A 24,197-nucleotide genomic window follows, 5' to 3' on the forward strand; every position below is an offset into this window, starting at 1 on the left:
CCCGGCCCCCGCGAGGGGGACCGGGCTTCTCGCACGACTGCGATCAGGCGCCCTCGGCGGTCAGGTCGTCGTCGTCGCGGTTGTCGGTCGGCTTCGGGCCGTTCTTGCGGGTGCGCCGCTGCGGACGGGGCAGCGCGGTGGGCGGCGGGGGAGGCGTGGGCGAGCCGCCGCCGAGGATGAGCTCGGCGAACGTCGCCATGGCCTCGTCCAGCTGGCCGCCGATGCGGAGTTCGGACTCCTGGTTGCTCTTGCGCACCATGGACGCCAGCGAGTCGGAGTCCGGCCGGGACGACAGCGTGCCCTCGACCTTGGCGATGCCCTGCTCCACCACGCCGGTCAGGTCGCCCAGGCGGGCGGCGAAGTCGTCCTCCACCGCGTCCAGGCGGGTGGTCATGGTGTCCAGGCGGGACGTGACCTGCTCCAGGCGCTGCGCCAGCGCTTCGAGGCGGTCGGTGGCGTCCACCTGGTCGCGGGTCTCGTCCAGGGCCGCGTGCAGCGCCTCGCGGGTCTCGTCCAGCTTGCCGTGCACCGTGCTGCGGGTGTCGTCCAAGGCCGCCGCGAGGGTCTCCCGGGTCTCGGTCAGCGAGCCGGACAGGGCGGTGCGGGTCTCGTCGAGCGAGCCGGTGAGCTTGTCGCGCGTGTCGTGCAGCGACGAGAACAGCGAGTCGCGGGTGCTGTTGAGGTTGTCCCTGGTCTCGTCCAGCCGGCCGTGCAGCGTCGACGAGGAGTCGGACACCGAGCGCTGCAACGCCTCGCGGGTGCCGTCGAGGTGCTCGTGCACGCCCTCGTCCACCTCGTCCAGGCGACCGCGCAGCGCGACCTCCAGCGACTCGATGCGCTCCCGCAGCGGGCCGGTCACCGCGCCCGGCACGGCGTCGACCTTGCCGTCCTGCTTGTCCAGGTGGACTTCGAGGTCGTCCAGCCGCTTGTGGATGTGGCCGAGCTTGTCCTCCAGGCCGTCCATCCGCCCCGCGACGCCCTCGAACCGGCCGGCCACGCCGTCCAGCCTGCCGTCGAGCTGCGCGAACGGCTTGGCGAGCTTGTCGACCAGGCCGTCGACCGCCCGGCCGATGCCCTGGACCGCGTTGTCCTGCGCCTCCAACCGCGCCAGCGCCTCGTCCAGCCGTTCGGCCAGCACGCCGACCTCGGTCCGGTCGGGCAGCTCGGACAGGCGCTTGCGAACGGAACCCAGCGACTCCAGCGGGGACATCCGCGCGTGGATCTCGTCCAGTGCATCGAAGATCTGCTGCTGTTCGCTCTCACGGATCTCCGCGGCGCGCGTCAGCATGTTGCGCATCCGATCGAAGGACATCGTGGAGTTGTTGTTCTCGTTCACGGCTTGAATGCCTTCGTCCAGGGGAGGGGAGACCTCCGGGAGCCTAACCGCGTCAGGGGTCCGGGCTGTACCACCCCCCGGAGGACACCGCCTGTCTCGCGCTTGCGCTTAGTCCGTTCGGGTTACGACGACCGACCCTACTGGAAGGTAACGGCCGGCGCACCCTTGAGTGCTCCGGGTGAGCATCCGCCGGGCGGGTGACGAGGGCCGGGACGCCGGTAGCGGAAAGTTCTGCATCACGACTGGACAACGGCCAAAGGGGCATCCGGGAGGGTGGTTCTCGCCACACCGGATGACACCGCGGTGATCATAGCGGGCTTGATCACCGCGAAGCGCACCGGTCACCGCGTGTCGCCGGTATACGGTGATCCGCATGCCTACCCCGCTTTCCCCGGAGGCCATCCGCAGCGCGCCCAAGGTGCTGCTGCACGACCACCTCGACGGTGGACTCCGCCCCCGGACGGTGATCGAACTCGCCGACGCCAGTGGACACCAGGGCCTGCCCACCACCGATCCGGTCGTGCTGGCCGACTGGTTCCGCGACAACGCCAACTCCGGCTCGCTGGTGCGCTACCTGGAGGGCTTCGCGCACACCTGCGGCGTCATGCAGGACGAGGCGGCGCTGGTCCGGGTCGCCTCCGAGGCCGCGCAGGACCTCGCGGCGGACGGCGTGGTGTACGCCGAGATCCGGTACGCGCCCGAGCTGTTCACGGACAAGGGCCTGAGCCTGGAGCAGGCCGTGGAGGCCGTGCAGGAGGGCTTCCGGCAGGGCGAGGCCGCCTCCGGCAACCGGATCCGGGTCGGCACGCTGCTGTGCGCCATGCGCCAGAACGACGGCTGGCAGCGCATCGCCGACCTGGTGGTCCGCTACCGGGACGCGGGCGTCGTCGGGTTCGACATCGCCGGCCCCGAGCTGGGCTTCCCGGCCACCCGCGAGCTGACCGCGTTCGAGTACCTGCGGCAGCAGAACGCCCACTTCACCATCCACGCGGGCGAGGCCGACGGCCCGGAGTCGATCTGGCGGGCCGTGCAGTTCTGCGGCGCGGAGCGGCTGGGCCACGGCGTGCGCATCGCCGAGGACATCCAGGGCGACGAGGTCGGCCACCTGGCCGCGTACGTGCGGGACCGCCGCATCGCGCTGGAGATGTGCCCGACGTCCAACGTGCAGACCGGTGCGGTGGCCTCGCTCGCCGAGCACCCGATCAAGCGGCTGGACGACCTGGGCTTCCGCATCACGGTCAACACGGACAACCGGCTGATGAGCGACTGCACCATGTCCGGCGAGTTCCACACCGTGGTGGACCGGTTCGGCTTCGGCTGGGACGACCTGCGCCGCTTCACGGTCAACGCCGCCAAGGCCGCGTTCCTGCCGCTGGACGAGCGCCGCGCCCTGATCCGGGACGTGATCGAGCCCGGTTACGCCGAACTGGTGAAGTAGTCCCACCGCAACGGGAAGGGGGCGTCCCGCGCGGGACGCCCCCTTCCCGTTGCCTCGCGGGCACGGACCTAGTGCACCTTGAGCCGGTCCTCGAACGCGGCGACCAGGGTCCGCCACGCGGCGACCTCGGCGTCGTACGGCGCGCTGGGCGCGAGGCGCGTCGGGTCCGGCTTGAGCACGTAGGACACCAGCCAGCCCAACGACTCGGACTGGTTGAGCGCCACCTTCACCCCGTCGTCGCCGGCCCACTCGCCGGTGTCCTCCAGCAGTTCCACCGCGAGGTCCAGCTGGGTCGGGTCGACGCCGTCCGGGCCGTCCGCGATGTCCTCGTCCAGGCCGGTGAGCACGTAGACGTTGTCCGGGTCGACCTCGACCTCCAGGTCGCCACCGGTCGCCTTGACCACCAGCTCGCCCCAGGTGGACACCTCGGACAGGTCGTTGTCGTCGGCCTCCACGATGAACCGGGACAGCGCGCGCGGCGAGCCGAACACGTCGATCCGGCCCTTGCGGCCGAGGAACAGCGGCTGGTCGTCGAGGTAGCAGCGCAGCGTGTAGTACTCGCCGGTGCTGGTGATGATCTTGATCGGGTCGATGCCGACCTCGGCCCAGAAGCCGACCGGCTCGGTCCCGTCCTCGTCGTCGTCCTCGTCGTCGGCCGCGGCCGTCGCGTTGGCCTCCTCGAACGCCGCCAGCTCGTCCTGGGCGGCCTTCAGCGCGTCCTCGTCGACGTCCGGCGCGGTGACCACCTCGTCGATCGCGTCGAGCACCTCGTCCCACTTCTCGGCGACGACCTCGGCGATCTCGGTCCACAGCGCCTGGCCCTCGCGACCGGTGAACGGCAGGGTGCCCTGCGGCAGCAGCGAGAAGCCCTCCGCCGAGTCCAGCACCTCGTGCACCTTCTCCAGGTCGCACACGTCGGCCAGCGAGCGCACGATCGACACCACGTCGGCGAGTTCGCCGATGACCCAGGTGTCCGGCTCCTCGGCGACCAGCTCCGGCACACCCACCAGGTCGAACTGGTGGTTGTCGTCCGGGGACAGCTCACCGACGGACAGCCCCGGCACGACGTGCCACGCGGGGTGGTCGGTCAGGTCGTGCTCTTCGGCCTTGCGCACGAACGCCGCCAGGTGGGCGGCATCCGGAAAGGCGTACAGGTCCTCCTCGTGGCCGAGGAATGCCTCCCACTCCTCGCCCTCTTCCCGCCAGCGCGGCGCCCACAGGGTGACGACATCACCCTGGGTGAGCCCCAGCTCGATCGGGACGATGTCCTGTGCCATCCGACCTCCCGGTCACACCATGCCCCTTTGCCATGCGGGGGCAAGACTACGGGGTGGATCTCCGACTACCGCCGTTGACCACGGAAAGGGTCCGCGAAGAAGTCGTCGTCGTCGTCCTCCACCGGCGGACGGGGGCGTTGCGCGGGCTTCGGCGGCTGCGCCGACCAGGGGCGGGTGACCTGGCCCGGAGCGGGCGGCTCCGGTGTGGGCCGGTGCGCCGGAGCCGGTCGCGGCGCGGTCCTGCCGGGCGCCCGCGGCGGCGCGGGCGCGGACCCGCCGGGTGCCGGGGACGTGCCGGGCAGCGGCGGCGTGCCGGGCCCCTGCGCGTGCAGCGGTGGCGGGCCGGCGAAGTCCTCGATCGCCATCGCCATGCTGTCGCCCAACGTCTTCGCCACTTCGTTGTAGCTGGTCTGAACGGCGGAGTCGGTGGCGAGCCGGGCGGTCTCGGTGACCATCCGGCCCACCGCGTCCGGACCCCTTCCGAGCGCCGCCGGCAGCAGCCGCACGGACTTCAGCGCGCCCACCGCCGACGCGGTCACGGTCACCAGCCCGGTGTGGTGCGTGGCCGTGCCGGTGACCCGGGACAGCACCCCGGTCAGCCGGTCGGCGGCGGCGATCCGCTCTTCCTGCGAGCTCATCGAGGCCCCCTCAGGTACGAGGAGCCGAAGTCCTCTTCCGCCGCGCCGGCCGGGAAACCGATCTCGGTCAGCGCCCGCGAGGTCGCCGGGTCCACCAGCCGCGCCAGCGACTGGTGCATCCGCGCGGCGGCGTCCTCCGCGGCGCGTTCGGCCACCCGCACGATCTCGTCGCCCAGCGCGGCGGCACCCATGTTCAGCGCGGCCGGGGAGATGCGGACCTCCTGCGGCGGCGCGCCCGGCGCGCACACCACGGTGACCGCGCCGTCCGAAGAGGACGCCCGGCCGAACACCGGTCCGGTGCGCGCGATGTGCTCGGAAACCTGCGTCTCCACGTCGGCGACCCGTCGGGCCGCGCGGTTCGTCTCGTCCACGTCCTCAGCCCGTCGGTCGGTAGAAGCCCATGAAACCCATGCCGATGTTGTCCGTGCGGACCGGGTTCACCTGGACCGGGTCGCCCGCCTCCACCATCTGCCCGTTGCCGATCACCATCGCCACGTGCCCGTCCCACACCACGAGGTCGCCGGGCAGCAGCTGGTCCGGCGGCACGGACGCGCCCATCGCCTGCGAGGACGCCGGGCGCGGGATGTCGAAACCCGCGCCCTGGTACGCCCACTGCGTGAGGCCGGAGCAGTCGGTGCCCTGCGGCGGGTTGGCGCCGCCCCACACGTACGGGGTGCCCAAGGCGGACAACGCGTTGCGCACGGCCCGTGCGGCGGTCTCGTTGGGCGCTTCGGCGGAGCTGCCGTCCGGCAGGTTCACGCCCACGCCGGTGCCGGGCTGCGGCGGGATCGCCACCGGCAGCCGAGGACCCGTGGCACCGCCACCGCCTCCGCCACCGGAGCCACCACCTGAACCGCCGCCCGAGCCGCCACCGCCGGACCCGCCGCCGCTGCCCGAATCACCACCGGGTCCGCCGGGAGACGAGGGTTCGCGCTTGCCGTCGTCACCCGCGCTCGAAGTCGACGTGGTGCCACCGGAATCCCCGCCCAGCGAACCGCCGAGCCCGGCGAAGTCGGGCTTCGGCAAGCCCTTCAGCTGCGCCGCGACGGCGGTCAGCTCGGACCGGACCTTGTCCAGCTCCTGCTTCGACTTCCCCTCGTACTCGCGGGCCTTCGCGGTGATGTCGGCGGCCACCGCGAGCGCCGCGCCGATCCCGCCGAACAGCGACGCCGCGACCGCGGCGGCCAGCCGGGGCTGCGCCCACCCGGTGAAGTCGTCGATCAGGCCCTGGATGGTCTTCCTGCCGCCGTCGACCGCGTTCACGGCGGTCGTCGCGGCGGTCTGGGTGGCGGTCGCGTTGCGCGCCAACGTGCCCACCCCGCCGGAGAACGACGCGACCCGCTGCTGGAACGCGTTCGCGCGGTCGCCGTACCACGTGCCGAGCACCGCGTTGGCGGCGCCGGTGTGCCGCCCGTCGATCTCGCTCAGCGCCGACGAGGCCCGCCCGAAGGCGTCCGCGGCGCGGGACGCGCCACCGGTGTCGCCCTCCAGCTTGGCCAGGTCGTCCTTCATCGGCTGCACGAGGCCGGCCAGGAATCCCGCGACGTCCATCCCTAGACCCGGTAAGCCTTGTCGAAGTCGGCGCCGTGCTGCGCCTCCTGCTCGGTGTACGCGGTGCCCGCCTTCGACACGGCGGTGGCGAACGCCGACAGCCCGGCCGACGCGGCCGCGACTCCGTCCACTTGGGCCTGTGCCGCCTGCTGGAACGCCGCGCCCAGGCCCACCTCGTCCCCGATCCTGCCGAAGCTGCCCGCTGCCAACGTGGTGGTGCCCGCCAGCGTCGACGTGCCGACCGCGCCCACTTCACCGGCCAGACCGGACGCCGTGCCGGTGTACGTCGACAGCGCGGCGAGGTCGACGCCGAAACCCCGTTCCACTGCTTCCCCCCTCTGATGCCCGACATCGGCGATCCTGCCCCATCGGGCGGTCGGCCGTGCGGCCTTTGGCGCAGATCCTCCCCTGATGAGCGGTACCCCGCGCGACCTCCTGACCTGATCATGTCTGTGTGGGTGTTCTGCGCCATTGGGAGCGGATCGTGGCGTGGCTGGACGAGCACGCCCCCTCGACCGGTTCGGCCTTCGTCGCCAGTGAGGACGTCGCAGCGGTCGAGGCGCTGGCGGGCGCCAGCGGCCTGGAGCCGCCCGAGGACTTGCGCACGTGGTGGGCCGTCTGCGGCGGCACCGCCGACTTGGCGTTCGCGGAGGTGCTGCCGCCGTTCTACACGCCGTTGGGTCCGACGAACGCCCTGCGGTCGTGGCGGCTCAAGGAGCGGTTCTGGCCGGCCGACCTGGACTCCGAGGCGGGCACGCCCACGTCCGGGTACCACCCGAGGTGGCTGCCGATAGCGTTCGACGGCTGCGGCGACGCGCTGGCGGTGGACCTCCGGCCGGGCGTCCTGTCCGGTTGCGTGGTGGAGTGGGACCGGGAGCGCGGCGAGATGCTCAAACCGGAGTGGACCAGCCTGGACGAGATGCTGGACCAGGTCGCCACCGCCCTGGAGCACCGCAGCCGACTGGGTCACTGCCAGCCGCTGGTCACCACCGACGGCCGGTTGGGCTGGCGGACCGACTGACGTCCCGGCCGCCTCGCCGCTCCTCCGCCGGGACGAACGCCCCGCACCCTGCCGGGCGAGCCCGGTCGGTCCGGCCGACACGCCGCGGGCGCTGCTCGACCCGATCGTCGGCGCGGCCCAGCAGAATGCCGTCCATGCCCGAGGTGTTCGTCGCGGGACCGGTGTCGTGGAACCGCCTGGTGGTGCTGGACCGGCTGCCCGAGCCGAGGCCGCACACCGCGTTCGCCCGGAGCCACCGGACGGCGTTGGGCGGCACGTCGGCGGGCAAGGCGCTCAACCTCGCCGCGCTGGGCGCTTCGGTCACCCTGCGGACGGTCATCGGCGACGACGAGGCCGGGCGGGCGATCGCGGACGTGCTGACCGCCGCCGGCGTGGAGCTGATCGCCGAGGTCGCGCCCGGCGCGAGCGAGCAGCACCTCAACCTGATGTCCCCGCGGGGCGGCCGGGTGTCGATCTACCTCGAACTGCCCGAACTCGCGCACCCGCGGCACGACGACCGCGCCCTGGCCGCCCTCGCGGACGCCGATGCCGCCGTGGTCGACCTCGCCGAGCACTCCCGGCCGCTGCTCGCCGCGGCCCGACGCGCCGGCGTCCCGGTGTGGTGCGACGTGCACGACTACGACGGTGTGGCCGAGTACCACCGGGACTTCGTCGAAGCCGCCGACCACCTGTTCCTGAACGACGACGGGATGTCCGAACCGGAGCTGGTCGCCTTCCTCGCCGGGCGGGTCGCCGCCGGGACGCGCACGGCAGTGGCGACGCGGGGCGCGCAGGGTGCGACGGCCGCCGTGAGGAGCGGACTCCACCACGTGCCGGCCACACCGGTGGAGCGGATCGTGGACACCAACGGAGCCGGTGACGCGTTCTTCTCCGGCTTCCTGGTCGCGCACCTCGCCGGCGCGGACACGCCCACCGCGTTGGCGGCCGGCGCGTCCCAGGCCGCGAGGTGCCTCGGCTCACCCGACCTGGCACCGGACGTGCCCGGCCTGGCATCCGGGCCACCGAGCGGGTCCTGAAGCGCCGGCGTCGGGCGCGCCGGGAATCGGGCACCTCCGAGAGTCGGACGCGCCGAAGATCGGGCACGCCGAGGTCGGGCCTGGAACAGTGAGCGCTCAGACCCCGACCGGGTGCCAGACCGTCTTCGACTCCAGGAACGCCCGCAGCCGGGCCAGGTCCGGCTCACGCGTGAAGTCCTCCGACGTGCGGGCCCGCAGCACCCGCTTCACGGTGCCCGCCGCCGACCGCTCCAGATCCGCCCTCACGGCCTCCGGCGCGCCGGTCGGGTCCAGCGCGTTCACGTCGCCGTGCGAAGCCAGCCACGGCGCGATCTCGGCGGTCCGCCCGGTCAGGATGTTGACCACCCCGCCCGGCAGGTCCGACGTCGCCAGCACCTCGGACAGCGTGATCGCGGGCAGCGGCCGGTCCTGCGACGCCACGACCACCGCCGTGTTGCCGGACGCGATGACCGGCGCGACCACGCTGACCAGCCCCAGCAACGACGACTGCTGCGGCGCGAGCACCGCGACCACGCCGGTCGGCTCCGGCACCGAGAACGAGAAGTACGGTCCCGCGACGGGGTTCGACGCGCCCAGCACGGTGGCGATCTTGTCCGTCCACCCGGCGTACCAGACCCACCGGTCGATCGCCGCGTCGACCAGCGACTGCGCCTTCTTCACCGCGACGCCCTCGGCCGCGCCGACCTCGGCGATGAACTGCTCCCGGCGTCCCTCCAGCACCTCGGCCACCCGGTAGAGCACCTGCCCCCGGTTGTACGCGGTCGCGCCGGACCAGCCGCCGAACGCCTTCCGCGCCGCCGCGACGGCGTCACGCGCGTCCTTGCGCGACCCCTGGGCCGCGTTCGCCAGGAAAGCGCCCTTGGCGTCGTTCACCGGGTACGAGCGCCCCGACTCCGAACGCGGGAACGCCCCGCCGATGTAGAGCTTGTAGGTCTTGGCCACTGCGATCCGGTTCTCGGCCCGGCCGAGGGAAATGCGCTCAGACATCGAGGTACGCCTCCAGCCCCGTGCGACCGCCTTCGCGGCCGAAGCCCGACTCCTGGTACCCGCCGAACGGCGCGGTGGGGTCGAAGCGGTTGAACGTGTTGGCCCACACCACGCCGGCGCGCATCTTCTGCGCCGCCCACAGGATGCGCGAGCCCTTCTCGGTCCAGATGCCGGCGGACAGCCCGTACGGCGTGTTGTTCGCCTTCGCCACGGCCTCGTCCGGCGTGCGGAAGGTCAGCACCGACAGCACCGGCCCGAAGATCTCCTCCCGCGCGATCCGCATCGCCTGCGACACGTTGGAGAACACCGTGGGCGCGAAGTAGAAACCCTTGTCCGGCAACGGGCACGACGACGTCCACCGCTGCGCGCCCTCGGCCTCGCCGGAGGCGGTCAGCTCCTCGATCCTGGTCAGCTGCTCGCGCGAGTTGATCGCGCCGATGTCGGTGTTCTTGTCCAACGGGTCGCCGACCCGCAGCGTGGACACCCGCACCCGCAGCTTCTCCAGCAGCTCCTCGGCGACGGATTCCTGCACCAGCAGACGGGATCCGGCGCAGCACACGTGACCCTGGTTGAAGAAGATCCCGTTCACGATGCCCTCGACGGCCTGGTCCAGCGGCGCGTCGTCGAACACGATGTTGGCCGCCTTGCCGCCCAGCTCCAACGTCAGCTTCTTGCCGGTGCCCGCCAGCTGCCGCTGGATGACCTTGCCGACGTCGGTGGACCCGGTGAACGCCACCTTGTCCACGTCCGGGTGCGACACCACCGCCGCGCCGACGTCGCCGGCCCCCGGCAGGATGTTCACCACACCCGGCGGCAGGTCGGCCTGCTGGATGATCTCCGCCAGCACCAACGCGGACAGCGGCGTCGTCTCGGCCGGCTTGAGCACGACCGTGTTGCCGCACGCCAGCGCGGGGGCGATCTTCCACGCCGCCATCAGCAGCGGGAAGTTCCACGGGATCACCTGCCCCGCGACGCCGAGCGGCTTCGGGTCCGGCCCGTAGCCCGCGTGGCCGAGCTTGTCCGCCCACCCCGCGTGGTAGAAGAAGTGCGCCGCCGCGGTGGGCACGTCGACGTCACGGGATTCCTTGATGGGCTTGCCGTTGTCCAAGGACTCCAGCACGGCCAGCTCGCGCGAGCGCTCCTGGACCAGCCGCGCGATGCGGAAGATGTACTTGGCGCGCTCGGAGCCGGGCATCCGGCCCCACACCCGGTCGTAGGCCCGGCGGGCGGCCTTCACGGCCTTGTCCACGTCGGCGGGCGCGGCGGTGGAGACCTCCGCCAGCACCTCCTCGGTGCCGGGGTTGATCGTCTTCAGCGGCTCGCCGCCGCCTTCGACGAACTGGCCGTCGACGAACATCCGGTAGTCGGGCTTGAGGTTGGCGATGTCCCGGGATTCGGGCGCGGGCGCGTATTCCCACATGTCAGTCCACCGTCACGTAATCGGGGCCGCTGTAGTGGCCTTCCAACTGGGTGCGCCGCTGCATCAGCAGGTCGTTGAGCAGCGTCGACGCGCCGAACCGGAACAGGTCGGGCGTCAGCCACTCCGGCCCGGCGACCTCGTGCACGGCCACCAGGTACCTGATGGCGTCCTTGGTGCTCCGGATGCCGCCGGCCGGCTTCACCCCGCGCAGGTCACCGGTCTGGGTGTGCCAGTCCCGCACGGCTTGCAGCATCACGTGCGTCACCGGCAGCGTCGCGGCGGGCGTCACCTTGCCGGTGGACGTCTTGATGAAGTCGCCGCCCGCGAGCAGCGCCAGCCACGACGCGCGCCGCACGTTGTCGTAGGTCGCGAGTTCGCCGGTCTCCAGGATCACCTTCAGGTGCGCGTCCCCGCAGGCGTGCTTGACCTGCACGATCTCGTCGAACACCTGCCCGTACCGGCCGGACAGGAACGCGCCCCGGTCGATCACCATGTCGATCTCGGACGCACCGGCCTCCACCGCGAACGCGGTGTCCGCCAGCTTCACCGGCAACGACGACCGGCCGGACGGGAACGCCGTCGCCACGGACGCGACGTTGATCCCGGTGCCCCGCAGCTCGCCGACCGCGGTCGCCACCATGTCCGGGTAGACGCACACCGCCGCGACCTTCGGCACGTCCGGTCGTTCCGGGTCGGGTCTGCGGGCCTTGGCCGCCAGCGACCGGACCTTGCCGTGCGTGTCCGCGCCCTCCAGCGTGGTCAGGTCGACCATCGAGATCGCGGTGTCGATCGCCCACAACTTCGCGGCCTTCTTGATGCTGCGCGTGCCCAGGCCGGCCGCGCGCTGCTCCACCCCGACCTGGTCGACACCGGGCAGTCCGTGCAGGAACCGGCGCAGCGACGCGTCGTCGCGCACCGCGTCCGCGAGCGCCGGCGGCAACGACGGCGCAGTCGATGTGGCAGCCATGCGACCGAGTCTAGGCGGACTGGCACGCGCGTCCTAAGTGAACGCGTTTCCGCAGCTCAGCGGGTCTGTACCGGGGTGGTGACGTGGTCTGTGGAGACGGTGTCGGAGGGCCGCCGGGAGGCCTCAGTCCTCCAGCTCGGCCCGCTTCTCGCCCCGGATCTTCTTCCGCTTCGGCCGCCGCACCTCGACCCCGGCCATGATGGCGACACCCGTGATCCGCACCACCGGCCCGCCGGGGATGGTCGGCGTCTTGTGCGTGTTGTCCTCGAACGCACCCATGATCCCGGCCCCGTCGACCCGGACGGTGACCTCCTCGGGCACGAAGACCTCCACGCCACCCCAGAACGCGAAGACGTTGATCGTCGTCTCGGCCTGGGCGAACCGCGCCTTGGACAGGTCGAGCACGACCCCGCCCATGACCGCCACCACGGTGTGGCTCGCCGGCACCACCCACTCGCCCTTCCGGTCCACCCCGGACCAGAACGCGATGGACGTGGTGGGACCGGGCGTGCCCCCGATGCGGGTGGACGGCAGGTGGTGCGGCATCGGCGAGGGCAGGTTGGCGGCGGGCATCCCCAGGTCGGCGGTCAGCGGAGCCAGCTCGCCGTAGGTCTTGGCCGCGTAGACGGCGCCGAGCCGCTCGTCCAGCTCGTGCAGGTCCAGCCGCCCCTCGCCGTGCGCCCGCTGGAGCACCTGGGCGACCTTCTCCCGGTCGGCATCCGAGGCACGCATCTGACTGGGGTCCGGCACCAGCTCGTCGCTCACCCGGGTGAGTTTAGGAGGGCCACGCCCGTTTGACGACCGAACGGGTGACTACGAACAGACCGGTCGCCACCGCCACGGCGAGCAGGAACGTGAGCCACGACCACCCGGCCACCGACAACGTCGTCCCCAGCCCCGCCACACCGGCGGCCGAGCCGCCCACCGAAGGCCGCATCGAGACCCACGTCCGGCGGTCCACCTCGGCGCTCGACGGTGGCGGTCCGTCCCCTCGGGGCAGGCCGTCGAGGGCGCCCGGATCGCTCGCCCACACCCACGCGTTCCGGTAAAACCCGTACCGGTGGCCGGCCGCCAGGAACCTGCCGTCCGCGCTGAACGCCATTCGGTCAAGGCCCGCCCCCAGGGTCTGGACAGACCTGCCCTTCAACGCGTCCCACAGCTCCAACCCGTACTTGGTCGGCACCACGAGGGTCCGGTTGTCCGGCCCGAAGGCCATCCGGGCGAAGTGTTCGACACCCGTGGGAAGCGTCGAGAGCTTCATGTGATCCGTGGTCCGCCACACCGTCGTCCGCTCCCGGTCCGCGATCGCGAGCAGCTTGCCGTCCGGGCTCAGCGCGATGGCCCTCGCCTCGGCCGTGCGGTAGGTGTGCAGCACGCGCCAGTTCCACGGATCGGAGGTGTCCGACAACTCGACGCCGCTGAAGGACAGCTTGGCGAACCGGGGGCTGCCGGCGCTGAGGCACGCGTACCGCTCGCTGCCGTGCCGCCACTGGATCCATTCGCCGTCCCGGGCGATCCACGCCCGCTGGCCGTGACCGCCATCCCACAGCACGGAGCGGCTGTCATGGCTGAAACTCAGCTCCTCCAGCCGGTCCGGCGGGCAGTCGAGCCGGGCGACCTCGTCCCAGCCCGAGGTGGACAGCAACGTGACGGTCGCCAGCCTCCCCACCGCGAGCAGCCGCCCGTCCGGGCTGAACGCCGGGGCGACGCCGTCCTCGATGTGGTGGATCCGCTGCCACGTGTCGGTGTCCCACACCCACTCGCCGGACGCGAACATCGTCGAGTCCGGGCTGAAGGCCACGGTGCCCGCCCCGTCCCGGACTTCCGCGCAGTGCTCGAACCGGGCGAGCACCACCTCGTGCGACGGCGGCGCTCGCCGGACGACCACCGCGGGCTCCGTCCCCAGCGACCGCAGGGCTTCCGCCGCCTCGGCGTCACCCCCGCCCGCCCGTTCCGCGAGGATCCGGGTTCCGGCTTCCCGGAGAGCCGGGTCGCGACTGCGGAGCAGCCGGCGGAGTTCATCGGGCAGCCCGAACGGCAGTTGGGAACCCGCGTGCGCGACGACCAGCTTGCCGCTGACCGTGCCACCGCTGGTGGGCGTCTGCTCGGGGTTCTCCGCACGCACCCGGTCGTAGACGTAGGAGTACAGCTCACCGGTGGTGATCTCGCCGTCCCCGTCCAGGTCGGCCGCGCCGGTCTCCAGCCCTTCCACGATCGTCCTGGTGAACACGGACGGTTCGGGCCTGCCGTCCGCGCCGTTCCGGCCGGGCTCGTAGGCGTACTGGATGTGGGTGGACGCGGTCATGATCACGCACCCGCGCCCCTCCAACTGCTCGACCACGTCGACGGTGCCGGCCGACCGGGGCAGCATCCCGCTCGGGAACGCGCCGCCGTAGCAGCAGTCGAGCCACACCACCACCTGGGACGCCCGGCTCTGCCCGATCAGGTCGTGCACGAACTGCGCCGACACCGCGCTGGAGGCGAACTTGTCGTTGCGCGTGTCGGTCGCGACGAACTGGAGCCGGCCGACCCGGTCCTTCACCCCGTGCCCGGAGAGGTAGAGCAACACGAAGTCGTCGTGCCCGGCGGAGTTGAACACACCCTCGATCCGCTCCCGCACCTGCCCGGAGGTCCGGTTGACCAGCACGTCGGTGGTGAACCCGCCGATCGCCGGATCACCCAGCACCCGGTCGAGCTCGGCAACGTCCCGGCGCGGCGACTTCAACGCGCTGAACGTCGGGTCGGCGTACCGGTCGGTGGCGATCAGCAGTGCGTGCCGCATGGTTCAGCGGGTGAGGCCGTGCCAGTTGACCTTGGGCAGTACCAGGACCGGTCCGTTGGGGTTTTTGGAGTCCCGGATGGCGATGGTGGTGCCGAGGTGCCGTACTTCCACGCAGTTGGCCTGGCTGGTGCTGTAGCTGCTCTTGCGCCATGTCATCGGCTGCACTTCCCGTCTCATGTCGCCTTGCCGGCGAGCCTGGCGATCAACCCGACCGACTCCTCCTGTGACATGGCCAAGGTACGCAGCGCCCGCCAGGCATCCCTAGCCCCTTCCAGGTAGATCTCCTCCTCGAGGAAGGTGCTGGTGTTCCGGCTCTCCACGTAGAGCAACGACGGCTGATCCGCGAACTCCAACTGCAGGAACGAGCCTTCGACTCCCGGATGAGCCACTGTGTCGAAGGGAACGATCTGTATCGCGACGGTCGACCGGCTGGCCAGGGCCACCAGGTGCTGGAGCTGCGCGCGCAACATCGGCGGATCGCCGAAGGCACGCCGGAGCACCGTCTCGTCGATGAGCAGGTGAATATCCACCCGCCCGAGGATGACCTGCCTGCTCATCCTGGCCGCCACCAGACCATCGACCTCGCCGTCGGACAACCGGCCGTCGGTGCCCTTGATCACCGCCCGCGCGTAGTCGGCGGTCTGGGCGAGGCCGGGAATGACCAGCGGCTCGTAGTTGTAGAGCGCCTCGGCCTGACCCTCGAAGTCGATGAGGTTCTTCCAGTTGTTGGGCAGTTTGCCGTGGATGGCGTGCCAGTTCCGGTCCTCTCCGGCCCGTACCAGTGCGACCAGTTCTTGCCGCAACTTCGGTGGAGCCTGCAAAAACCCGAGTATCGCGGCGACTTCATCGGCGTACAGGCCCCGGTTGGCCGTCTCCATCCGACTGATCTTGCTCTCCGAACAGCCGATCGCATCGGCCACCTCGGCGCAGCTCAATCCCCTGGCCAGGCGCAGAGCCCGCAGTTCCGTAGAAACCCGCCGCTGCCGGACGGACGCCCCCTTGCGTGTCATGGCCCAGAGAGTTCCGCCTTGCCACCGGGGCAAGAAAGGGGTGTCACCCGAAGGTGCGCATTGCAAGACCAAAACGCAAGGGGGGGAACGTATTCCGCGTGGAACAGACCTGGAAGATCACCGGCACCTACGCCGACTGGCACCTGGCCGTCAAAATCCTCCCACCGGACACCGACGAGCCCGCCGCCCCGCCGCCCACCCCGAACCTCGACGCCCTGGCGGAACACTTCCGCACGGTGGTCGAAATGGCCGAAGCCCACCGCGAACTCGACTACCTGGCCGCCCACCGCCACCGCTGACCGACCACCGCTCAACCCTGCCGAGTCACCGGAATAGGCGCATCATCCGACAACTGCCGAATGTGCGGGTAGTACGCGTCCAACTCGCCCTCACCGAACCGGCACTGCTTGATCGACCAGAACACGTCGTCCACCGGAAGGCCGTTCTCGTTCTTGTACGACCCGTCCGGCAACAGCACGATCTCCCCGTCCCCGCTGTGCACGAGCGTCGCCACCTCCGCGCCGGTCCCGGCATCCCAGATCCGCGCGGTGCCGTCCTCGGCGGCTGTGGCGATGTGCTCGCCGTCCGGGGAGAACGCGACGTCCCGCACCAACGTCGTGTGGCCGGTGAGGGTCAGGAGCAGTTCGCCGTTCACGCTCCAGACCCGTGCGAACCCGTCGGAAGACGCGGCGGCGACGCGCTCGCCGTTCGGGGAGAACGCCACTGCCCAGATGCTGCGCTGGATGGAGATCGTGGTCAGCAGGTGGCCGCGGGTGGTCCAGATCTTCACGTTGCCGTCGGTCGAACCGGTGGCGATGTGCCTGCCGTCCGCGGAGTACGCCACGGTCTCCACCTCGAGGTCGTGGTGGCCGAGCACGACCGGGTGTTGGCCGCCCCAGACCCGCGCGGTGCCGTCGACGTGCCCGGAGACGATGCGGCGGCCGTTCGGCGAGTACGCCAGCACGTAGGCCGTCGCGAGACCGGGCGCGGAGGTGCTGGTGAGCAGGGCTCCGGTCCGGCTGTACCAGGTCCGGAGCCGGCCTCTTTCGTGCCAGGTGGCGATCCGCTCGCCGTCCGGGGAGAAGGCCACCGCGTGGACGACGTCGTCGCCGATCCGAACGGACTCCCCGACCTCGCGCAACGGCCAGACCTTCGCGACACCTGTGGTGGTAGTCGTGACCGCTCGGGTGCCGTCGGGCGAGACCCGCACCTGCCGGATGTCCCGGTCGACGATGCGGGACTTGCGCCGGGCGACCCCGGTCCGGGTGTCCCAGAGCCTGATCAGGCCGTCGCAGGAAGTGGCGAGAGCGGCGCCGTTCCGCGTGAACGACACCGCGCCGACCCCGCGCCACTCGGTGGAGAGCACCCCCAGGCGGTTCCCGTCGGGGATGTGGTGCAGGAACGCCGAGCCGTCCTCCACCGCCACCGCGATGCGTTTCCCGTCCGGTGCGAACACCAGTGCGCCGACGCCCAAGCGGGCCGAGAACGAAGTCACTTCGACGCCCGTCACCATGTCCCAGACAGCCACGTCGGCGCCTTGACCGGTGGTGGCCAGCAGCGTGCCGTCCGGCGAGAACGCCAGGTCCTCGATCGGCCCGTGACCGGTCGCCACGCGCGCGACCGGCATACCGGACGCGGTGTCGACGATCTCCACCGCGCCGTCCTCTGAGCCGACGGCGACCGTGGTGTCGTCGAACAGCGCGAGCCGGTGGACCTCGGAGTCCACCCTGATCTGGTGCGTCTCGTGGCCGTCGAGAGCCCAGACCTGGACCACGCCGCCGGCCGCTGCGGTGGCCAGCCACACCCCGTTCGATGCGACCGCCAACCTCTCGAACCGACCCGCCAACGCGTCGCGGAGAGCCCCGGTGCGGACCACCCAGAACCGCACCTCGCCCTCGACGCCCAGGCCGACCAGGTGGACCCGGTCCGCCAGGAACGCGATCCGGCCGCGGACCAGTCCTTCGATCTCGGCGCGCGGCTCGCCGGTCATCGCGTCCCAGAGGTAGGCACGGCCGTCCGACTCGACCGTCGCCACCAGCCTCCCGTTGGGGGAGTAGGCGATCTCCTCCACCGGGTTGGCGTGTCCGCGCCAGAACCGGACCGGCTTGTTGGTCTTCGTGTCGCGCAGCTCGACCCCGTGCACGCGGGCCAGTGCGACCAGTTCGCCGTCCGGGGAGAAGGCGACCGCGCTCACGTCCTCGGCGAGCGGCGCGACCATCGCCGCTACCCGGTCGCGACCGCTGACCGCCGCGTCGGCCAGCTCACCGTGTTCGGTGCCGGTGACGCCCAGCAGGGCGGCGCGGTGCCAGCGGCTGCCGGTCAGGGTGGCGCCGGTGAGGTCGCCGCCGAACATGCGGACGTCGGTCAGGTTGGCATTCGCCAGGTTCGCGCCGCTGAGGTCCTTGTTGACCAGGCGCTGACCGCTGAGGTCCGCACCGCTGAGATTGGCGCCTCGCAGATCGAGTGTGCTCAGATCGTTGGCACGCAGATCGACTCCGGAGAGCTCCAACCTGGCCCAGGTGTCCAACCGCTGCACGACGGCGGTGGCGTTCCGCTTCGCCACGTCGCCGGCGTCGAGATCCGCGAGTACCGCCCGGGCCCACCGCACGGCGGCCTGGTGCCCCGCCAGGTCGCAGAAGAAGTCCACCATCAGCTTGGACATCTTCCGCTGGGTGATGGCGGTGTCCAGACGATCTGCCAGCAGATCGTCTGCGGCCACCTTGGCGACCAGCCACTCCATCACCGACTGGTGGACGAACGCGAACCCGCCGTCCTCGGTCCGCACCAGCAGGGTGCCCGAGCCGACCGCGTGGGCGGCCTGGTCGATCGAGTAGCCGCGCTCCGCCAGCCGGGTCAGCGTGGTGACGACGGTCTCGGCCAAGTCGGTCGTCCGGATGGTCGACGAGGTGGTCTCCCACAGGCGCTGCGCCAGCGACGTGCACGCCGCGAGCCGTTCCACGTCGTCGAACGACGGCGTCCCGTACCGGTGCCGCTGCCGTTCCGCCTCGTGCACCAGCCAGAAGTCCACCAGCTCCCGGTACAGCTCGGCGGCGCTGATCCGGCCGTGCTCCCGCCGCACCTCCAGCAGCCGGTCCTCGTCCAGGTCCGCGATGAACGACAGCATCCGCGGGTTGCGGGACAGGCCGAGCAGATCGCTGATCGCGCCGAGCAGCGCGAACCGCTTCGCCGCCCGGTCCGCGTCACCCAGGTAGTGCCGGGTGAGGAAGTCCAGGATCTGGTCGTCGGTGAAGTCCTCCAGCACCACCCCCCGGCTGGCGGTCAACGCGGAGACCTGCTGCCCCAACGCGGTCAGCACCTGGTTGGTGGAGCGGAAGTGCTGGGTCCGGCTGGTCAGCACGACCTTCGCCCGGTCCGTCACGGCGTGCAGCAGCACGCCGAGGTAGTCCGCCGCGTTGTCGTACCCGACCCGCAGCTCCAACTCGTCGAACCCGTCGAACAGCAACGCCAGCCGCCCGCTGCTGATCATGTACCGCAGCTTGGCCACGTCGACCGCTTCCACGCCCTCGCGGACCAGGTGCTGCGCCAGCAGTTCGTCCAGCGTCGGCGCCTTCTCCAGGCTGCGCAGCTCCACCAGCACGGGCAGCAGTCCGGGCAGGTGCTCGGGCAGCTGCCGGGTCAACTGGCGCAGCAGGAACGACTTGCCGCGCCCGAAGTCGCCCAGCACCATCACGAACCGGGCCGCCTCGCGACCGAGCCAGTCGATCACCTGGCCCAGCACGTCGTCCTTCACCTCGGTCGAGCCGACCATCGCGAACCGTTGCGGCACGTACAGCTCTGCCGGGTACACCGGGTCGGAGGCCAGTCGTTGCGCCTGGCGGTCGGCCAACGACCGCAGGTCCAGCAGGCCCTGGTATTCGACGAAGCTCCGCAACCGCACGCCTCGGCGTTGCGCTGACAGGACCACCTCCGGGGCGGCTGGCGGTCCACTGTAGACGATCTCGGACGGCACCGACGGATCCGCTGCGGCGAAGGAGTTGTGCACGTGCACGATGAACCGGTCGACGTCCTCCTCCGACACCGGGCCACCCGCCACGCCAACCGGCCACTGCTCGAACCCGCCGCCCTCGCGGGGTTTCGACACCCGGAGGTACGACTGGTCCGCCCGCGGCGTGACGGTCGCGGTCGGTTGGGACACCACGGTGGCCTCGTGCACCCGCTCGAAGAACGTGCCGCGCAACGAGTTCGAGGACCTGTCGATCACTCTAGGGGCGTCGACGAGGGTGAAGGTCGCCCGCGCCGACTCCCACTCCGCGGACATGTGTTCCGTCCCCACGTCGACCCAGCCGCCCTGCCATCTCCGGACAGTCCGCGTGATGTCCATGGGGTGCAGGGTGATCAGCTGGTAGGAGCTGTCCGCGACCGGCACGACCGGCATCCCGGTGGGCATCCGCGACACCTCGCCGTCCCCGGTCAGGCACAGGCTGAGCCGGTCGCGGTCGGCCAGGCCCGGGTCGCCCGGCCAGCGGTGCGCCGCGCCCAGCCGCAGCCACCCGCGCAGCCGGTAGTCCCTCAGCAGCGCGGTGAACCTCTCCGCCTGCCCGGCACCCAGACCGGGTTTCGACGTCAGGTGGCTGTCGTGGAACGTCGAGTTGAGCCCGGCCACCACCACGAAGAGGTCCGGCACCTCGAACAACGTCCACGGCTCGTCCGGCGTGAACGTCACCTTGCCGTCGTAGAACTCGTCGAACGCCGCCGCGAACGGTGCCCACTTGGGCCAGTACGGCGGCACGGGCAGCCGTTCCAGCGCCTCCTCCTGCGCGAAGTAAGCCTGACACGCCAACCGGTTCACGTCGCTCGCGCCCGGGACCACCACCACCCGCTCGCGCGGCAGCTCCACCGCCTCGGCCAACTGCGCGAGGAATCGGAAGCCGCGGTCGACCTCGCTCGGCTTGCCGCCCTCGGTCAGGTCGCCGCTGAACACCACGAGATCGGGGCGCGCGTCGGCCAGCGACCCGTGCAACGGGCCGAACCACCGCTCGTCCGCGCCGAACCGGGTGGAAGCCAGGTGCAGCAGGGAGATCCGGTCACCGCGCCGCACCGGAGGCCGGTCCGGCGACGCGGTGCGCAGCCGGTCGGCCGGGATGGCGTAGCTGTCCTGCCCGGCGGCGGTCGCGATGATGCCGACCACGCGGCCGGTCTCCGGATCCCACACCGGTCCGCCGCTGTAGCCGGGCTGGACGCGCAGCGCCGACTCGCTGTCCAGCTGGAGCAGCCGGCCGGACACCTGGCCGCGCACCACCGCGCGCACCCACGCCCCGTCCGGCCGGTTGGCGGGGAAGCCGAACACGTCGACCGGGTGCCCGGCGCGCGGCGGCGTGTTGATCAGCTTCGCCGGTGTCACGATCGCCGGCACGTCCAGCGACAGCACGCAGATGTCGTCACCCGCCACGCCTTCGCGCGGCGGCGGGGGCGTCCAGGAGTGGACCGTCGCGGGCGTGGCGAGGCCGGGCAGCGCGGGGAACTCGACCGGCACCGGGTCGGCCGGGCGGGGGGTGGCCCGGGGTTCCCGGCCCAGGGCGAGGTTGACCACGTGGGCGCAGGTGAGCACGTGCGTGCGGCTGACCACGACGCCGGTGCCGACGATGTGTCCCGAGCCGTCCACGAAACGCACCACGGAAGTCGGTAACGAGCCGTCGGGCATCGCCTACTCGTACCACATACTGTTCGACCATGGACGTCCTCGTTGTCGAACACCCCCTCGCCAGGGCGCGGCTCACCACCATGCGTGACGCGCGCACCGACAACGCGGCGTTCCGTGCCGCGCTGCACGAGCTGACCGTGATGCTCGTGTACGAGGCCACCCGCGACGCGCCGGTCGCCGAGGAACGGGTGCACACGCCGGTCGCGCGCACCACCGGCTACCGCCTGGCCCACCCGCCGCTGCTGGTGCCGGTGCTGCGGGCCGGGCTGGGCATGGCCGACCAGGCGCACAAGCTCATCCCGGACGCGCAGATGGGGTTCGTCGGACTCGCCCGGGACGAGGAGACGCTCCAGCCGACGCCGTACATGGAGTCGCTGCCCGAGTCGCTGGCGGGCCGCCCGGTGCTCGTGCTCGACCCGATGCTCGCCACCGGCGGGTCGATGGCCTACACGATCCGTCTGCTCACAGATCGTGGGGCGACGGACGTTACGGCGGTGTGCGCCCTGGCCGCGCCCGAGGGCATCGAGCACCTGGCGGACTCGGGTCTGCCGGTGCGCCTGGTGACCGCCAGCGTCGACGAGCGCCTGAACGACTCCGGGTTCATCGTCCCGGGGCTCGGCGACGCCGGCGATCGCCAGTACGGCGCGGTCTAGCCGGGACCGGACCGCGCCGCTAGCACTAGTTCAGCGCACTAGTTCAGCACCGACAGTTCACCGGCGTGGTCGGCCGCCCACCGGGCCAGCGTCCGACCCCGCCGACCGATGACCTGTTCGACCGTGGGCAGCAGGTCGGCGGGCTCCTCGTTGAACTGGGCGTAGTACCCCATCATGTACTCGGCGATGTCCCACGGCAGGCCCACGTCCCGGATGAGCGTGGCCCGCGCCTGGCCGTAGGTCAGCGCCTCGTACCGGATCTCCCGGCCGAGGCCCTCGCCGATCGCGGCCACCTGCTGCCGGGTCGTCAACGCCTCCGGCCCGCTGAGCCGGTACGCCCGGCCGGCGTGCCCGTCGTCCAGCAGCGCGCGCACCGCGACCTCCGCGATGTCGACCTCGTGGATCGGCGTGCCGATCGCGTCCGGGTAGGCGGCCCGCACGACGTTCTCCCGCCTGATCGTCTCCGCCCAGATCATCTTGTTGGACATGAACTCACCGGGTCGGACGTGCGTCCACTCGACGCCGGCGGCCTCGATGACCTTCTCCACCGACTGGTGCGGCTCGTTGCTGCCCGGCCGCTGGACGGCCACCGCGTCGGTGGACAGGAACACCACCCGGCGCAGGTCCCGCGCCCGCTCCAGGAAGGCCCGCGCGAGGTCCGCGGCCCGGTCGCCCTCCAGCACCGGCAGCAGGAACGCCGCCGTCACGCCGTCGAGCGGCAGTTCGTCGGGCTTGGTGAGGTCGCCTTTCACAGTCTCGACGTCAGCGGGCAGGCCCGCTTTGTCCGGGTTGCGGGTCAGCGCCCGCGGTCGCACCCCCTCTTTCACCAGTAGGTCGACCACGTGTCGGCCGACGTTGCCGGTCGCGCCGGTTACCAGGATCGTCACCATTCCCCCTTGTGAGCCCCTGTTCAAACTTGAACAACGCGACGCTAGCGCGCCCCGCCCGCCAGCGCACATGCAAACTTTTGCAAGACCGATGACCCGCGCATCGGGATCGGTAGGACCGGATTCGGCCGTTCGGCCGTAGAGGTGGTCTAGACCTCACCCCTACCGTGGTCTGGACCACAGAGACCGCTGTCGCCCCTTGCGAGGAGAAGCATGACGAGCAGGAGATGGGTGCTCCCCGCCCTCCTGGTGTCCGCGCTCACCGTGTCGTTCGCGCCCCAGGCGCTGGCGCACGGCCACGGGCACGGTGACAAGCCGCGTACCGTGGGCTACTACACCAACTGGAGCGGGTACGACCGGAACTTCCTGGTGAAGGACCTGGTCACGAACGGCACCGCACCCCGGCTCACGCACCTGAACTACGCGTTCGGGTTCCTCGACCAGGGCGGCAAGTGCGTCAGCTCCGACCCGTGGGCCGACTACCAGCGGCCGTTCGGCGCGGAGCAGAGCGTGAGCGGGAAGGCCGACGACCCCGCCCAGCCGCTGCTCGGCAACCTCAACCAGCTCAAGCAGCTCAAGGCCAAGCACCCGAAGCTGCGGGTCAACATCTCGCTCGGCGGGTGGACCGGCTCGAAGTACTTCTCCGACGCGGCGCTCACCCCGGAGTCCCGCGCGGCGCACGTGAAGTCCTGCATCGACCTGTGGCTCAAGGGCAACCTGGTCGGCGCGGCACCCGGCGCGGCGGCGGGCCTGTTCGACGGCATCGACCTGGACTGGGAGTGGCCGTCCAGCGAGGGCGCGCCGGGCAACGTGATCCGGACCGAGGACCGGGAGAACTTCACCGCCCTGCTGCGCGAGTACCGCAAGCAGCTGGGCAGGCTGACGTGGCAGACCGGCCGGTCCTACGACCTGACCGCGTTCCTGCCCGCGAACCCGGCCTTCATCGACCGCGGCTTCGAGGTCTCGAAGGTGTTCGGCCTGCTGACCTTCGGCACGGTCCAGGGCTACGACTACCACGGTGCGTGGGAGCCGTTGACCAACCAGCAGTCCTCGATCCGCACGCCGGCCGCGGACCCCACCTCGCCGAAGTTCAGCTCGCAGGTCACCGTCGACCACTACCTGCGCAAGGGCGCGCCGCGGAACAAGGTCGTGCTGGGCGTGCCGTTCTACAGCCGGGGCTGGACCGGCGTCCGCAACGAGAACAACGGCCTGTTCCAGCCGGCGACCGGGCCCGCGCCCGCCACCTACGAGGCCGGGTACGAGGACTACCGGATCCTCAAGGCGCAGCTGGGCAAGTTCACCGTGCACCGCGACCCGAAGGCCGGGCACGCGTGGCTGTTCGACGGCACGACGTTCTGGACCTGGGACGACCCGACCGAGCTCAAGCGCAAGGGTCGCTACGTGGCCGAACGCCGGCTGGGCGGCGCGATGATCTGGTCGCTGGACGGCGACACCGCCGACGGCGAGCTCATCCGCGGCCTCACAGACGGGCTGTCCCGATAAGGGCAGTCCACCGGGGTCCGGGGAGGTTTCGCGGCGGCCGCCTCCCCGG

At 71.4% G+C, this 24,197-nt stretch carries 21 protein-coding genes; 6 read left to right on the forward strand and 15 right to left on the reverse strand.

All coding sequences use genetic code 11. The features are described from left to right. Window positions 1-43: 43 nt before the first annotated feature. Window positions 44-1,312, reverse strand: a complete 1,269-nt coding sequence (locus FHS29_RS08010; protein WP_221455496.1) for an apolipoprotein A1/A4/E family protein — start codon at window positions 1,310-1,312, stop codon at window positions 44-46. A 397-nt stretch (window positions 1,313-1,709) separates the two neighbouring features. Here FHS29_RS08010 and FHS29_RS08015 point away from each other — a divergent pair, with 397 nt between their 5' ends. Next, window positions 1,710-2,774, forward strand: coding sequence for an adenosine deaminase (locus tag FHS29_RS08015; protein ID WP_184689647.1), 1,065 nt, complete (start codon window positions 1,710-1,712; stop codon window positions 2,772-2,774). Window positions 2,775-2,842: 68 nt separating this feature from the next. Here the strand turns inward: FHS29_RS08015 and FHS29_RS08020 are convergent, their stop codons facing one another. From FHS29_RS08020 to FHS29_RS08040, 5 genes are all read right to left on the reverse strand, one after another. Continuing rightward, a complete protein-coding gene (locus tag FHS29_RS08020; protein ID WP_184689649.1) occupies window positions 2,843-4,051 on the reverse strand; it encodes a SatS C-terminal domain-containing protein in 1,209 nt (402 codons plus the stop codon). Window positions 4,052-4,116: 65 nt separating this feature from the next. After that, a complete protein-coding gene (locus tag FHS29_RS08025) occupies window positions 4,117-4,689 on the reverse strand; it encodes a YbaB/EbfC family nucleoid-associated protein (RefSeq protein WP_184689651.1) in 573 nt (190 codons plus the stop codon). Beyond that, window positions 4,686-5,060, reverse strand: coding sequence for a YbaB/EbfC family nucleoid-associated protein (locus tag FHS29_RS08030; RefSeq protein ID WP_221455497.1), 375 nt, complete (start codon window positions 5,058-5,060; stop codon window positions 4,686-4,688). The genes FHS29_RS08025 and FHS29_RS08030 overlap by 4 nt, the downstream gene beginning before the upstream one ends. A 4-nt stretch (window positions 5,061-5,064) precedes the next feature. Next, window positions 5,065-6,240: a C40 family peptidase gene (locus tag FHS29_RS08035; protein WP_184689653.1), complete on the reverse strand. Its 1,176-nt coding sequence runs from the start codon at window positions 6,238-6,240 to the stop codon at window positions 5,065-5,067. A 2-nt stretch (window positions 6,241-6,242) separates the two neighbouring features. Next, window positions 6,243-6,566 (reverse strand): hypothetical protein, encoded by a 324-nt coding sequence (locus tag FHS29_RS08040; protein ID WP_184689655.1) that lies wholly within the window; start codon window positions 6,564-6,566, stop codon window positions 6,243-6,245. A gap of 128 nt (window positions 6,567-6,694) precedes the next feature. Here FHS29_RS08040 and FHS29_RS08045 point away from each other — a divergent pair, with 128 nt between their 5' ends. Both FHS29_RS08045 and FHS29_RS08050 read left to right on the forward strand, forming a co-directional pair. Continuing rightward, window positions 6,695-7,261: an SMI1/KNR4 family protein gene (locus FHS29_RS08045; RefSeq protein WP_184689656.1), complete on the forward strand. Its 567-nt coding sequence runs from the start codon at window positions 6,695-6,697 to the stop codon at window positions 7,259-7,261. 134 nt (window positions 7,262-7,395) lie between these two features. Beyond that, the gene (locus tag FHS29_RS08050; protein ID WP_184689658.1) at window positions 7,396-8,277 is read left to right on the forward strand and encodes a carbohydrate kinase family protein; all 882 of its coding nucleotides are present in this window, start codon (window positions 7,396-7,398) and stop codon (window positions 8,275-8,277) included. A 96-nt stretch (window positions 8,278-8,373) separates the two neighbouring features. Here FHS29_RS08050 and FHS29_RS08055 read toward each other — a convergent pair whose 3' ends face one another. The 7 genes from FHS29_RS08055 to FHS29_RS08085 form a co-directional block, all read right to left on the reverse strand. Then, window positions 8,374-9,264, reverse strand: a complete 891-nt coding sequence (locus FHS29_RS08055; protein WP_184689659.1) for an aldehyde dehydrogenase family protein — start codon at window positions 9,262-9,264, stop codon at window positions 8,374-8,376. Further along, entirely contained in the window at window positions 9,257-10,684 is a 1,428-nt protein-coding gene (locus FHS29_RS08060) for an aldehyde dehydrogenase family protein (protein ID WP_184689661.1), read from the reverse strand. The genes FHS29_RS08055 and FHS29_RS08060 overlap by 8 nt, the downstream gene beginning before the upstream one ends. 1 nt (window position 10,685) lies before the next feature. Beyond that, window positions 10,686-11,651, reverse strand: a complete 966-nt coding sequence (gene deoC / locus FHS29_RS08065) for a deoxyribose-phosphate aldolase (RefSeq protein WP_184689663.1) — start codon at window positions 11,649-11,651, stop codon at window positions 10,686-10,688. A 123-nt stretch (window positions 11,652-11,774) separates the two neighbouring features. Beyond that, window positions 11,775-12,416, reverse strand: a complete 642-nt coding sequence (locus tag FHS29_RS08070) for a DUF1707 SHOCT-like domain-containing protein (RefSeq protein WP_184689664.1) — start codon at window positions 12,414-12,416, stop codon at window positions 11,775-11,777. 10 nt (window positions 12,417-12,426) lie between these two features. Then, on the reverse strand, window positions 12,427-14,433 hold the full coding sequence (locus FHS29_RS08075; protein ID WP_184689666.1) for a caspase, EACC1-associated type: 2,007 nt from the start codon (window positions 14,431-14,433) through the stop codon (window positions 12,427-12,429). Window positions 14,434-14,436: 3 nt separating this feature from the next. After that, a complete protein-coding gene (locus FHS29_RS08080; RefSeq protein WP_246440007.1) occupies window positions 14,437-14,610 on the reverse strand; it encodes a DUF397 domain-containing protein in 174 nt (57 codons plus the stop codon). Next, on the reverse strand, window positions 14,607-15,443 hold the full coding sequence (locus FHS29_RS08085) for a helix-turn-helix domain-containing protein (RefSeq protein ID WP_184689668.1): 837 nt from the start codon (window positions 15,441-15,443) through the stop codon (window positions 14,607-14,609). The genes FHS29_RS08080 and FHS29_RS08085 overlap by 4 nt, the downstream gene beginning before the upstream one ends. A gap of 98 nt (window positions 15,444-15,541) precedes the next feature. Between FHS29_RS08085 and FHS29_RS08090 the strand changes: the two genes are divergently transcribed. Then, window positions 15,542-15,742 (forward strand): hypothetical protein, encoded by a 201-nt coding sequence (locus FHS29_RS08090; RefSeq protein WP_184689669.1) that lies wholly within the window; start codon window positions 15,542-15,544, stop codon window positions 15,740-15,742. An 11-nt stretch (window positions 15,743-15,753) separates the two neighbouring features. On the opposite strand, the gene FHS29_RS08095 is transcribed toward FHS29_RS08090, so the two are convergent. Then, window positions 15,754-21,066: a WD40 domain-containing protein gene (locus FHS29_RS08095; protein WP_184689671.1), complete on the reverse strand. Its 5,313-nt coding sequence runs from the start codon at window positions 21,064-21,066 to the stop codon at window positions 15,754-15,756. Window positions 21,067-21,134: 68 nt separating this feature from the next. Between FHS29_RS08095 and upp the strand changes: the two genes are divergently transcribed. Further along, on the forward strand, window positions 21,135-21,758 hold the full coding sequence (upp, locus tag FHS29_RS08100) for a uracil phosphoribosyltransferase (RefSeq protein ID WP_184689673.1): 624 nt from the start codon (window positions 21,135-21,137) through the stop codon (window positions 21,756-21,758). 38 nt (window positions 21,759-21,796) lie between these two features. Here the strand turns inward: upp and FHS29_RS08105 are convergent, their stop codons facing one another. Beyond that, window positions 21,797-22,648 (reverse strand): NAD(P)H-binding protein, encoded by an 852-nt coding sequence (locus FHS29_RS08105; protein ID WP_221455498.1) that lies wholly within the window; start codon window positions 22,646-22,648, stop codon window positions 21,797-21,799. A 210-nt stretch (window positions 22,649-22,858) separates the two neighbouring features. On the opposite strand from FHS29_RS08105, the gene FHS29_RS08110 reads away from it, so the two are divergent. After that, on the forward strand, window positions 22,859-24,148 hold the full coding sequence (locus FHS29_RS08110) for a glycoside hydrolase family 18 protein (RefSeq protein ID WP_184689676.1): 1,290 nt from the start codon (window positions 22,859-22,861) through the stop codon (window positions 24,146-24,148). Window positions 24,149-24,197: the final 49 nt, after the last annotated feature.

Origin of the sequence: Saccharothrix tamanrassetensis (assembly GCF_014203665.1) — a bacterium.
Taxonomy (GTDB): domain Bacteria; phylum Actinomycetota; class Actinomycetes; order Mycobacteriales; family Pseudonocardiaceae; genus Actinosynnema; species Actinosynnema tamanrassetense.